12 protein-coding genes are annotated in these 12,256 nt (G+C 64.0%); 11 read left to right on the top strand and 1 reads right to left on the bottom strand.

The window, feature by feature from the left end; translation table 11 throughout:
• The first annotated feature begins 10 nt into the window (after nucleotides 1-10).
• The 5 genes from AWB79_RS01605 to AWB79_RS01585 all read left to right on the top strand — a co-directional run bounded on the left by AWB79_RS01605 (nucleotide 11) and on the right by AWB79_RS01585 (nucleotide 3,926).
• Nucleotides 11-340, top strand: a complete 330-nt coding sequence (locus AWB79_RS01605) for a (2Fe-2S) ferredoxin domain-containing protein (protein ID WP_061165614.1) — start codon at nucleotides 11-13, stop codon at nucleotides 338-340.
• Nucleotides 337-963 (top strand): alpha/beta hydrolase, encoded by a 627-nt coding sequence (locus AWB79_RS01600; RefSeq protein ID WP_061165613.1) that lies wholly within the window; start codon nucleotides 337-339, stop codon nucleotides 961-963. The genes AWB79_RS01605 and AWB79_RS01600 overlap by 4 nt, the downstream gene beginning before the upstream one ends.
• A gap of 485 nt (nucleotides 964-1,448) precedes the next feature.
• Nucleotides 1,449-2,669, top strand: a complete 1,221-nt coding sequence (locus AWB79_RS01595; protein ID WP_061165927.1) for a D-alanyl-D-alanine carboxypeptidase family protein — start codon at nucleotides 1,449-1,451, stop codon at nucleotides 2,667-2,669.
• Nucleotides 2,670-2,694: 25 nt separating this feature from the next.
• The gene (locus AWB79_RS01590) at nucleotides 2,695-3,606 is read left to right on the top strand and encodes a D-amino acid aminotransferase (protein ID WP_061165612.1); all 912 of its coding nucleotides are present in this window, start codon (nucleotides 2,695-2,697) and stop codon (nucleotides 3,604-3,606) included.
• Between the two features lie 11 nt (nucleotides 3,607-3,617).
• A complete protein-coding gene (locus AWB79_RS01585) occupies nucleotides 3,618-3,926 on the top strand; it encodes a DUF493 family protein (RefSeq protein ID WP_061165611.1) in 309 nt (102 codons plus the stop codon).
• On the opposite strand, the gene AWB79_RS01580 is transcribed toward AWB79_RS01585, so the two are convergent.
• Complete coding sequence (locus AWB79_RS01580; protein WP_061165610.1) at nucleotides 3,910-4,863, bottom strand: transcriptional regulator GcvA; 954 nt, start codon at nucleotides 4,861-4,863, stop codon at nucleotides 3,910-3,912. The two genes, AWB79_RS01585 and AWB79_RS01580, sit on opposite strands and share 17 nt — an antisense overlap.
• Before the next feature lie 123 nt (nucleotides 4,864-4,986).
• On the opposite strand from AWB79_RS01580, the gene AWB79_RS01575 reads away from it, so the two are divergent.
• The 6 genes from AWB79_RS01575 to AWB79_RS01550 all read left to right on the top strand — a co-directional run bounded on the left by AWB79_RS01575 (nucleotide 4,987) and on the right by AWB79_RS01550 (nucleotide 12,241).
• Nucleotides 4,987-5,313 (top strand): DUF2917 domain-containing protein, encoded by a 327-nt coding sequence (locus tag AWB79_RS01575; protein WP_061165609.1) that lies wholly within the window; start codon nucleotides 4,987-4,989, stop codon nucleotides 5,311-5,313.
• Nucleotides 5,314-5,396: 83 nt separating this feature from the next.
• Nucleotides 5,397-6,179: a lipoyl(octanoyl) transferase LipB gene (gene lipB, locus AWB79_RS01570; protein ID WP_061165608.1), complete on the top strand. Its 783-nt coding sequence runs from the start codon at nucleotides 5,397-5,399 to the stop codon at nucleotides 6,177-6,179.
• The gene (lipA, locus tag AWB79_RS01565) at nucleotides 6,176-7,171 is read left to right on the top strand and encodes a lipoyl synthase (protein WP_061165607.1); all 996 of its coding nucleotides are present in this window, start codon (nucleotides 6,176-6,178) and stop codon (nucleotides 7,169-7,171) included. Before lipB ends, lipA begins: the two co-directional genes overlap by 4 nt.
• A 413-nt stretch (nucleotides 7,172-7,584) precedes the next feature.
• Nucleotides 7,585-8,874, top strand: coding sequence for a dicarboxylate/amino acid:cation symporter (locus AWB79_RS01560; protein WP_061165606.1), 1,290 nt, complete (start codon nucleotides 7,585-7,587; stop codon nucleotides 8,872-8,874).
• 14 nt (nucleotides 8,875-8,888) lie between these two features.
• Nucleotides 8,889-10,883: a sensor histidine kinase gene (locus AWB79_RS01555; protein ID WP_061165605.1), complete on the top strand. Its 1,995-nt coding sequence runs from the start codon at nucleotides 8,889-8,891 to the stop codon at nucleotides 10,881-10,883.
• Nucleotides 10,884-10,900: 17 nt separating this feature from the next.
• The gene (locus AWB79_RS01550) at nucleotides 10,901-12,241 is read left to right on the top strand and encodes a sigma-54-dependent transcriptional regulator (RefSeq protein WP_061165926.1); all 1,341 of its coding nucleotides are present in this window, start codon (nucleotides 10,901-10,903) and stop codon (nucleotides 12,239-12,241) included.
• The last annotated feature ends 15 nt before the right edge of the window (nucleotides 12,242-12,256 follow it).

Below are 12,256 nucleotides of genomic sequence, written 5' to 3'. Positions count from 1 at the left end.
CAACGCGCTCATGGATTCCTTCTACAAGTACCACGTGTTCTTCTGCCTGAATCAGCGCGACGCGGACGCGGCGCGTCCGAGCTGCGCGAACTGCAACGCGCAGGCCATGCAGGAACATGCGAAGAAACGCGTCAAGCAACTGGGCCTCGCGGGCGAAGGCCAGGTGCGTATCAACAAGGCGGGATGTCTGGACCGCTGCGAGCTGGGGCCGGTCGTGGTCGTGTATCCGGAAGGCACCTGGTACACGTATGTCGATGAAACCGACATCGACGAGATCGTGGATTCGCATCTGGCCCAGGGCAAAATCGTCGAACGTCTTCTGATCGATCAACCGGCATGAACGCGCAAACCGAAAAATTCCTGATCGACGGGCCGGTAGGCAAGATCGAATGCGCGCTCGATAAAACCGATGCCGCGCCGCGCGGCATCGCGCTCATCGCGCATCCGCATCCGCTCTTCGGCGGCACGATGGACAACAAGGTCGCACAGACGCTCGCGCGCACCTTCGTGCAGCTCGGCTACACCACGTATCGCTCGAACTTTCGCGGCGTCGGGCAGACGGGCGGCGAGCACGACAACGGCATCGGCGAACAGGACGACCTGCTCGCGGTCATCGACCACATGCGCGCAGTTCCGGGGCAGGCCGACGTGCCCATCGTGCTCGCCGGCTTCTCCTTCGGCACTTTCGTGCTGTCGCACGTCGCGAAACGCATGCTGGACGCGGGCAAGCAGATCGAGCGCCTGGTGTTCGTCGGCACGGCGGCGAGCCGCTGGGAAGTCGCGCCCGTGCCCGACACCACGCTCGTGATCCACGGCGAAGTGGACGACACCGTGCCCATTCAATCCGTGTACGACTGGGCGCGGCCGCAGGAATTGCCAGTGGTCGTGATTCCCGGCGGCGAGCACTTCTTTCATCGCAAGCTGCATATCCTGAAGCGCGTGATTGTCGACGCGTGGCGCTGATCGAAGCTGATCGATGCAATAAGCGCAATCGCCTGAATCCTGAATGAAACCGCGCGGCGCAAGGCTTTCGAAGGCCTGCGCCGCGCGTCGTTTTTTCCGCCGGAAAGCATGAATTCGCGCGACTTGTAGGCGGATTCGCAGGAATACGGGCACGCGCGACGCGTATAATGGCGCAGAATTTTTTCGCCGCAGCCTTATGTCTCGCTGAGCGGCGTCGCGCGACGCGTCGTTCGGCGCCTTGCGCCGGCTTCGAGCGCCGGCATCCAGCGACGAACGCCCAAGCCAAACGTTTGTAGAACCCCGTTTGAGAACCGATAGCGCGGCCGTCTGTCGAATGAGCGCTTCTTCGCCGCGGCACCGAGCGTGCCGCAGTCCTGGCGAAGTGCGCGGCCGGCATAGACGGTCCGCCTGTTCAACCCGCGTTTCGCCGACCCCGATCACCGATCATCGACGAAGCGCCGATGCTTTTTCTGCCGATCGATCCTATGCGCTTTCTCCCTTCCGGCCTGTCTGTTCCTGCTGTTTCCGTTTCCTCTTCCGTTTCCGTTCGCGTCAAAGCCGCTCTCGTGCTGCCGGCCGTGCTGGCCGCCGCGAGCGCGTTCGCACAGGTGCCGCCGCCCGACGTGACGGCGCGCTCGTGGGTGCTCGTCGACGCCACCAGCAATCAGGTGCTCGCGTCGGGCAATCCTGACGAGCGCGTCGAGCCCGCTTCGCTGACGAAGCTGATGACCGCGTATCTCGTCTTCGACGCGCTGAAGTCGAAGAAGATCAACATGGATCAGACCGTCATGCCGAGCGAGGCCGTGCGCCGCGTGCGCACCGACGAGTCGCGCATGTTCATCGAGGCGAACAAGCCGGTCACGGTGCATGACCTCGTGTACGGCATGATCGTGCAGTCGGGCAACGACGCGGCCATCGCGCTGGCGGAACTCGTCGGCGGCAGCGAGGGCAACTTCGTCACGCTGATGAACGCGGCGGCGAAGCGCATCGGCATGACGCACACGAATTTCGCCGATGTGAACGGCATGCCCGATCCGAATCACTACACCACCGCCGGCGACCTCGCCGTGCTGTCCACGCGCCTGATCCGCGACTTCCCCGAGTACTACAGCATCTTCTCGGTGAAGGAGTTCACGTACAACAAGATCAAGCAGCCGAACCGCAACCGCCTGCTGTGGCTCGACCCGACCGTCGACGGCCTCAAGACCGGCCATACGAAGGCCGCGGGCTACTGCCTGATCGCGACCGCCAAGCGTTCGCTCGTCGGCGTGCCCGACGCGAGCCGCCGTCTGGTCGCCGTGATGATGGGCGAGCCGAAAGAGCACAACCGCGTGCAGGACAGCCTGAAGATGCTCAACTACGGCTACACCGCGTACGACGCGCTGCGCCTGTACAAGGCCAATCAGGTGATCGAATCGCCGCGCGTGTACAAGGGCGCGACGGACAACGTGCAGGCCGGCGTCACGACGGATCAGTACATCACCGTGCCGAAGGGCCTGGGTGACAAGGTCAAGCCCATGGTCACGCACAACGATCTGATCGTCGCGCCGATCAAGAAGGGCCAGCAGATCGGCACCGTCAAGATGGTGGCCGACGGCAAGGAAGTCGCGCAGTTCCCGCTCGTCGCGCTGAATGACGTGCCGGAAGCCGGCATCTTCGGCCGCATGTGGGATTCGGCGCTGCTGTGGTGGCAGAAGCGCAAGTAAGCGAAAGTCGAAAGGAGCAGTGTCGATGAGTCAGGCTGAAGCATTCGATCCCACGGTCTATCTGAACGGCGAGTGGGGGCCGCTTTCCGAAGCGCGCATTCCCGTACTCGACCGCGGCTTCATCTTCGGCGACGGCGTGTACGAAGTCGTGCCGCTCTACGCGCAACCCGACGGCACGCGCCTGCCGTTCCGGCTCGCGCAGCATCTCGCGCGCCTTGCCCGCAGCCTCGGCAAGATTCGCATCGACAATCCTTTCGATGACGCCGGCTGGCGCGCGCTGATTCATCGCGTGATCGCGGAAAACGCGGGCGCGGGCGATGCGCTCGTCTACATCCAGGTCACGCGCGGCGTCGCGAAGCGGCGCGGGCACGCGTTCCCGGCGGGCATTACGCCGACCGTGTTTGTCATGCTCGGCCATCTCGTGTTCCCGAGCGCGGCGGATCGCGCTCGCGGCGCGGTCGCCGTCACCGCCGAGGACAAGCGCTGGCTGCATTGCGACATCAAGTCGACTTCGTTGCTGGGCAACGTGCTGATGTCGCAACACGCGGTGGAAAACGACGCGCTGGAGACCATCCAGTTGCGAGACGGCTTGCTTACCGAAGGTTCGTCCTCAAATGTGTGGATCGTGAAGGGCGGCACGCTGCTGGGCGCGCCGCGCGGACCGCGCATTCTGGAAGGTATCCGCTACGGGCTGATCGAGGAACTGTCGCGCGAGGCGGGCATTCCGTTCGAGGAGCGCGACATCACCGAAGCCGAACTGCGCTCGGCCGATGAAATCATGATCAGCTCCGCGACCAAGGAAGTCATGCCGATCACCACGCTCGACGGCGTGCAGGTCGGCGAAGGCAGACCCGGCGCGGTCTATGCTGCACTGTTCGAAGCCTACCAGCGGGCGAAGACGCGCGAATTCGAGCAGGCGTCGAAGCGCGTCATCTGAAGGAGAAAGCCATGTCCGACAAGTCTCAACCAACCGATCCGACCGATTCCGCCGCGCACAGCGCCGACGAACTGTTCGACTTCCCCTGCGATTTCCCGATCAAGGTGATGGGCAAGACGCATCCGGAATTCCACGACACGATCGTTGGCGTGCTGAAGGAATTCGACCGCGATTTCGATGCATCGCGCGTCGAATCGCGGCCTTCGTCCGGCGGCAATTACACGGGTCTCACCTGCACGGTGCGCGCGCAGAATCGCGCACATCTCGACGATATCTATCGCGCGCTCACCGGCCATCCGATGGTCAAGGTAGTGCTTTGAGCTTGCTTGCGGGCGCATCGCACACGGCCGGCGTGCGTTCGTAGAGCAGCCTGAACTGCTCGGCTTCCGCAAAAATCCATTCCCTGAAGGCCTGTACGCGCTGCGTCTGAAGCAGCGCGTGCGGACACACGAAGTAGTACGTCCACGGACTCGGGCCGTCGATGTTGAACAGCCGCACGAGGCGCCCCGCGACGATTTCCTGCATCGCAAGCGTGCGCCGCACGAGGGCGATTCCCTGGCCGTCCATGGCCGCCTGCAGCAGATTCGACGAATCCTCATACAAGACGCCGCGCTTCGGTTCCGCGAAGTCGGTGAGTCCGGCCGCGTCGAACCACGGGCGCCACAGCTCCTCGTCCGAGCGCAATAGCGGCACGTTCGCGAGATCGCGCGGCACGCGCGGCAGGTCGCCGCCGCGGAAATTCGGCGAGCACGCCGGGAAGAACACTTCGTCCAGCAATTCCTCAGCATGCAGGCCGGCGTACTTGCCATAGCCGAAGCGGATCGCGACGTCCACGTCGTCGCGGTTGAAATCGGTGAGCGCGTTCGTCGACAGCAGTTCGAGGTCGATTTCCGGATGCTTTTCGATAAAGCGCCCCACGCGCGATGTGAGCCAACGCGCCGAAAACGACGACAGCATCGAGACGATCAGCCGCCGGTCACGGTCGCCGGAACGGATGCGGCGCGTGGATTCCGCCAGCGCGATGAGCGCCGCGCGCACGTCGGCGGCGTAGTGTTTGCCGCGGTCGGTGAGGCGCACACGCTTGCCGTCGCGCGCGAACAGCGACACGCCGAGCTCCGCCTCCAGCGCGCGAATCTGATGACTGACGGCGCCGTGGGTGACGAAAAGCTCGTCGGCGGCGCGGGAAAAACTCTCGTGTCGGGCGGCGGCTTCGAAGGCGCGCAGCGCGTTCAGTGCGGGAAGCTGGCGGAGGTCCATATGGATGGTCCCAGAGGTCGTTGTCAATGCAGCTCACATAGCGGTGAAAATTGATCGTTTTGCCTGAGGCCTTGCCCCGCCTAGGATTGTAGTCATCGAAACGTACCTTTGGCGGAGCGGATCATGCGAGAAATATCAACAAGCGTAACCTTCGAAATCAAGCCCGGCGAAACCGTCCCGATGCGCATCGCGCGCGGCACGCGCCTGAGCGTGCAGGGAGCGGCTGTGTGGGCGACGCGCAGCAACGACATCGAGGATTACTGGCTCGCGCCCGGCGACAAGCTCAAACTGCGCGAGCGCGAGCGGCTATGGCTTTCGGTCGAGGGTGACCGTCCGGCCTATGTCGTCTTCACCATCCTGCCGCGTTGCGACGAACGTGCGATGCACTGGGTTTCCACGGGTATCGAACGTCTTGCGCAGCGTCTGCGCTCCGGTTGGCGAACCGTCTGACACCAACTATTCGAATTTGCCATCGAAGGCATGCGAATTCACCATCGGCGGGCATGGAGCTTCTTCGGTAAACTACCGGCACCATGTCCGCCACACCGCTCGCACTCCCGCCAGAAGTCCCCGACGCGTCCGACACCGTGCTGATCTCCGGTGAACATCCGGTCACGTTGCGCTGGCGCGGCCTCGAACCCTATCAGCAGAGCTTCGATGCGATGCGCGCGTTCACCGACGCGCGCACGCCCGATACACCTGACGAAATCTGGCTTGTCGAGCATCCACGCGTGTTCACGCTCGGCCTCGCGGGCGATCCCGCGCATCTGCTGCTCGCCGACAGCGGCATACCGCTCGTCAAGGTGGATCGCGGCGGACAGATCACGTATCACGGACCGGGGCAGGTCGTCGCTTATCTGCTGATCGACCTGAAGCGCCGCAAGCTGATGGTGCGCGAGTTCGTGCGGCGCATCGAGGAGGCCGTGATCGAAACGCTCGCGACGTATAATCTCGCGACCGATCGCAAGTCGGGCGCACCCGGCATTTACGTGGCGCAACCCTCCGCGCAACAGGCGGAACGGGGCGCGAACGTTCGTTCTCACGAGCAGCATCGAGGCGCGAAGATCGCCGCGCTCGGACTCAAGATTCGCAACGGCTGCAGCTATCACGGCGTGAGCCTGAATGTGGCCATGGACTTGCAGCCGTTCCTCGCAATCAACCCGTGCGGCTACGCGGGACTCGAAACGGTCGACATGGCGACGCTGAGCGTCGCGGCCGACTGGCGCGACGTAGCCTTCACGCTGGCCGAACGGCTGGCGCATCAAATCGGCGGCCTTCCCGCAATTGCCGCTGCATCAACCGGATCGACCGAATGACTGACGCAACCGCAAACCTGGCTGGCGACTCCGCTGCTCCCTCCGCTTCCGCCTACGACGCCACTGCAAAGCAGAAGGCGCAGGCGAAGACCTCGCGCATTCCGATCAAGGTGATCCCGATCGAGAAGCTCAAGAAGCCGGAATGGATTCGCGTACGGACGGCGACAGGCAACTCGCGCTTCAACGAGATCAAGAAGATTCTGCGCGAGCACAGCCTGCATACGGTATGCGAGGAAGCGAGCTGCCCGAACATCGGCGAATGTTTCGGCAAGGGCACGGCGACGTTCATGATCATGGGCGACAAGTGCACGCGCCGTTGCCCGTTCTGCGACGTCGGCCACGGCCGCCCCGATCCGCTCGATCCGGACGAGCCGATGAATCTCGCGCGCACCATCGGCGCGCTGAAGCTGAAGTACGTGGTGATCACGTCCGTGGATCGCGACGATCTGCGCGACGGCGGCGCGGCGCACTTCGTCGAGTGCATCAAGAATGTGCGCGAGCATTCGCCGGAAACGCGCATCGAGATTCTGACGCCGGACTTCCGCGGCCGTCTGGATCGCGCGATCAACATCCTGACCGCCGCGCCTCCCGATGTGATGAACCACAACCTCGAAACGGTGCCGCGTCTGTACAAGGAAGCGCGTCCGGGTTCGGACTATCACCATTCGCTCAAGCTGCTGAAAGACTTCAAGGCGCTGCATCCGGAAGTCGCGACGAAGTCGGGCTTGATGGTGGGCCTGGGCGAGACGGAAGAGGAAATCCTGCAGGTGATGCGCGATCTGCGCGCGCACGATGTGGACATGCTGACTATCGGCCAGTATCTGCAGCCGTCGGAGCATCATCTGCCGGTGCGGGCATACGTACACCCGGATACCTTCAAGATGTACGAGGAAGAGGCGTACAAGATGGGCTTCACGCACGCGGCGGTCGGCGCCATGGTGCGCTCGAGCTATCACGCGGATGTTCAGGCGCATGGGGCTGGAGTAGTTTGAGTTTTTTCCGCGCTTTGTGAAAAACCCACGGGAGACCGTGGGTTTTTTGTTTGCGCGACTTCCAGAACCCCGGACGCCTCCATTCCGGATTTCCGGAAACCCGGATTCCCCGCCGCGCGCGCTTCAGAAAACTCCCATAAAATCATCGGCTTAAAGCGCGTATCAAGCTGGCATTCCCCTTGCAATATAAGCGGCACGGCCCGCGGGCCGCCCATAATAGTCAAGGAGACAAGCCGATGACCCCTCTCGCATCCAAACGTCCCTGAATCCGTCGACGAAGCGGCTATCGCTTACGCGGCGCGATTCGGCGTGCGCATCCCACAGATTCACCCGCGCACGACATCAACGCTTCCGCGCGTCACGCTCGCCGCTGGCTACCTTCCGCCAACTGCTTGTTATTGCCTGGAATCATCGTGAAAAAACCTATCCATAAAGTCCTGTACGTGCAGGTGATCGTCGCCATCATCATCGGCATCGCGCTCGGGCACTTCTATCCGACCCTCGCCACCGACATGAAGCCGCTCGGCGACGGATTCATCAAACTCATCAAGATGGTGATCGGGCCGATCATCTTCTGTACCGTCGTGACCGGCATCGCCGGCATGGAAGACATGAAGAAGGTCGGGCGCGTCGGCGGCAAGGCGCTCCTGTACTTCGAAATCGTCTCGACCTTCGCGCTGATCCTCGGCCTCGCGGCGACGCACATCCTGAAGCCCGGCGTCGGCTTCAACGTCGATCCGGCCACGCTCGACCACAAGGCCGTCGATTCCTTCGCGACGAAGGCGCACGGCCAGAGCACGGTCGACTTCTTCATGCACATCATCCCGGACACGCTGGTTTCGGCGTTCGCGCAGGGTGAAATCCTCCAGATCCTTCTGATCGCACTGCTGTTCGGCTCGGTGCTTGCGCATGTCGGCGAGCGTGGCAAGGTGGTGACGAACTTCATCGAAGGTCTGTCGAGCATCCTGTTCGGCATGGTCGGCATCATCACGAAGCTCGCACCGATCGGTGCGTTCGGCGCGATGGCGTTCACCATCGGCAAGTACGGCATCGGCTCGCTGCTGCCGATGCTCAAGCTCGTCGGCACCTTCTATCTGACCTCGATCGTGTTCGTGGTCGTCGTGCTCGGCGCGATCGCGCGCATGGTGGGCTTCAACATCCTGAAGTTCGTCGCGTACATCAAGGAAGAGATGCTGATCGTGCTCGGCACGTCGTCGTCGGAAGCGGCGCTTCCGCAACTGATGCTCAAGCTCGAAAAGCTCGGCTGCTCGCGCTCGGTCGTGGGACTCGTGGTGCCGACCGGCTACTCGTTCAACCTCGACGGCACCAACATCTACATGACGATGGCCGTGCTGTTCATCGCGCAAGCCACGAACACCGACCTCACGTGGGGCCAGCAGTTGACGCTGCTCGCGGTGACCATGCTCACGTCGAAGGGCGCGAGCGGCGTGACCGGCGCGGGCTTCATCACGCTGGCAGCGACGCTCGCCGTGGTGCCGACGATTCCGCTCGCCGGCATGGTGCTGATCCTCGGCATCGACCGCTTCATGTCGGAATGCCGCGCGCTCACGAACATCGTCGGCAACGGTGTGGCGACCGTGGTTGTCTCGGCGTGGGAGAAGGAACTGGATCGCAACAAGCTGAAAGCGGCGTTGTCGCGTGAGGTGGACGTGACCGACCGCAACGAAACCGAAACGGCGTAAGCCGCGAGCACAACATGAACGCGGCGAAGCCTCCCTCCACGAGCGCTTCGCCGCGTTCGCTCGTCGGCGCGTCCTCGAAGCCTTTCGCAGAAGGCGCCTATGCCACAATGACAGATCCTCATTCGCGGGAATCTGCCGACGTGACGCGCCGCATCCTCGTGTTCCTCACGCTGCTCGCCGCGCTAGTCGCGTGTTGCGCGCTGACGTGGCATATCGCGTGGCGAAGCGGCATCGACGAATTGCGGCTCAACGCCGCGAGCCGCGTCGATCGCACGACCAACACGCTCAAGAGCACGCTCGACCGCTACGAATATCTGCCGTATCTCCTCTCGAAGCATCCGGTCGTGCAGAACGCGCTCGATCATCCCGACGCGGCGGGCGTCGATCGCGCGAATCGATATCTCGAAGATCTCAACGCGCGCGCGCACGCGACCGTCACGTATCTGATCCGCGCCAACGGCATCAGTGTCGCCGCGAGCAACTGGAAAGCCGCGGACAGTTTCGTCGGCGTGGACTACAACTTCCGGCCGTATTTCATCGATGCCATGAAGGGCGGCGTCGGCCGGTTCTTCGGCATCGGCACGATCTCGACCGAGCCGGGCTATTACATCTCGCAGCCGGTCTATCGCGAGGGCACGAAGGAGATCATCGGCGTCGCGGTCGTGAAGCTCAATCTCGAATGGCTGCAGGGCGCGGATGCGTCCGAGCCGCTCATCGTCACCGACGACCACGGCGTGATCTTTCTTTCCTCGGTGCCGGCGTGGAAATACCACACGGTGCGGCCGCTGCCGCAGAACATCGAGGCGTCCGTCTACGCGACGCGCCAGTATGCGCAGCAAGCCATCACGCCGCTGCCGATGACCATCGTGAGCACGCTCGAAGGCGGTGCGCAGATCGTGCGCGTCGGCGGCGGGCGCAATGCGCCGGCGTATCTCGCGACGCATCGCTCGATCGGCGAGCCGGACTGGCAGTTGATCACGATGGCGCCGCTCGATCCGGTGGAAAGCGCCGCGCAGAACGCGGTGATCGTCACGGCGCTCGTGTTCGTGTCGCTGTGTCTGCTGGCGTTCTACTGGCGCATGCGGCGCGCCCGCGTGCGCGAAATGATCCGCAGCCGCGAGCTATTGCAAACGGCCTATGCCGAATTGAATCAGCGCGTCGCGGAGCGCACGGCGGATCTGTCGGAAGCGAACGCGCAACTGACGAAGGAAGTCGCGGAGCGCACGCGCGCGGAGCAGGATCTGCGCGCCGCGCACGACGAACTCATCCAGGCGAGCAAGCTCGCCGCGCTCGGCCAGATGGCGGCGGGCATCACGCACGAACTGAATCAGCCGCTTGCCGCGCTGCGCAGTTTCTCCGACAACACGCGCGTGCTGATCGAACGCGGCGATCAGGCGGCGGCGCGCGAGAATCTCGAAGCCATCGCGTCGCTGACCGAGCGCATGGGCAACATCACGAATCAGCTCAAGCTGTTCGTCACCAAGGCGCGGCCGAAAAACGCGCGGGCGGACGTCGCGCGGGCGCTGCGCAATGTGTTTTCGATGCTGCGTCCGCGCATGAAGAACGTCGTCATCGACATCGCGCCGGAACTCGTCGAAGGAGCCGCGCCCGTGTTCGTGCGCTGCGAGGACTTGCGTCTGGAGCAGGTGTTCATCAACCTGATCGGCAATGCGCTCGATGCGGTCGCGTCGTGCGACCGGCCGCGCATCGTCGTCGAACTGGATGCGCGCACGGACGTGATCGAGATCGTCGTGCGCGACAACGGCCCCGGCATTCCCGCCGACGCGTTGCCGAAGCTGTTCGAGCCGTTCTTCACGACCAAGGAAATGGGCCAGGGACTCGGCCTCGGGCTCGCGATTTCATCGGCGATCGCGCGCGACTACGGCGGCACGCTCGTCGCGCGCAATCGCATGGCGCCGATCGTCGCGGACGGCCCCGAAGGCGGTACGCAGGACGACGCCGACAGCTCCTGGGGCGCAGAATTCGTATTGACGCTGCGCCGCGCGTAACTTTGCAGAGGCAAGACATGACCACCGGTTTGCAGGTGATCTTCATCGAAGACGACGAGCTCGTGCGCCGCGCGAGCGTGCAGAGCCTTCAGCTCGCGGGCTTCGACGTGACCGGACACGGCAGCGTCGAAGCCGCCGCGCGCGCGATCGACGCGAATTTCCCCGGCGTGATCGTGAGCGACATCCGCCTGCCCGGCGCGAGCGGCCTCGACCTGCTCGCGCAATGCCGCGAGCGCGCGCCCGAAGTGCCGGTGATTCTCGTCACCGGCCACGGCGACATTTCGATGGCCGTGCAGGCGATGCGCGACGGCGCGTATGACTTCATCGAAAAGCCGTTTGCCTCCGAGCGTCTGATCGAAGCGGTGCGGCGCGCGCTGGAGCGCCGCAAGCTCGTGCTGGAAAATCAGGCGTTGCGCCGTGAGCTGGCGGGCGCGGGACAGAGCCGCATCATCGGGCGCAGTCCGGCGATCGAACAGGTGCGCCGGCTGATCGCCAACGTCGCGCCGACCGACGCCTCCGTGCTCATCAACGGCGACACCGGCGCGGGCAAGGAACTGATAGCGCGCAGCCTGCACGAGATCTCGCCGCGTCGCGACAAGCCGTTCATTGCGGTGAATTGCGGCGCGTTGCCGGAGCAGATGTTCGAATCCGAAATGTTCGGCTACGAGGCGGGCGCGTTCACCGGTGCGCAGAAACGGCGCATCGGCAAGCTGGAGCACGCGTCCGGCGGCACGCTGTTTCTCGATGAAATCGAGAGCATGCCGCTGTCGTTGCAGGTGAAGCTGTTGCGCGTGCTGCAGGACGGTGTGCTGGAGCGGCTCGGCTCGAATCAGCCGGTGCGCGCGAATTTGCGCGTCGTCGCGGCGGCGAAGGGCGATATGAACGAGCTGGTCGCGGAGGGCACGTTCCGGCGCGACTTGCTGTACCGGCTGAACGTCGTAACGATCACGCTGCCGCCGCTCAACGAGCGTCGCGAAGATATCGTGCCGCTCTTCGAGCACTTTCTGCTCGATGCCGCAGTGCGCTACGAGCGGCCTGCGCCGCTGCTCACGGACCGTCAGCGCGCGGAACTGATGCAGCGCGACTGGCCCGGCAACGTGCGCGAGCTGCGCAACGCGGCGGACCGCATGGTGCTCGGCATTCTCGATGACGGCGGCGCGGCGGCCGCGCTCGATACCTCGACGCATTCGCTCAAGGAGCGCACCGAGCAGTTCGAGCGCGCGGTGATCGCGGAAGCGCTGGAGCAGTGCGGCGGCGCGGTCGCGGTGGCGGCCGACCGGCTGCAACTCGGCAAGGCGACGCTTTACGAGAAGATCAAGCGATACGGAATCGTCGTGAAGGGCGATTCCGAGCGCTGAACGAAAAAACGCCCG

Source organism: Caballeronia hypogeia, from assembly GCF_001544875.2.
Lineage (GTDB): Bacteria > Pseudomonadota > Gammaproteobacteria > Burkholderiales > Burkholderiaceae > Caballeronia > Caballeronia hypogeia.
This window is presented reverse-complemented; position numbering and strand designations above follow the sequence as displayed.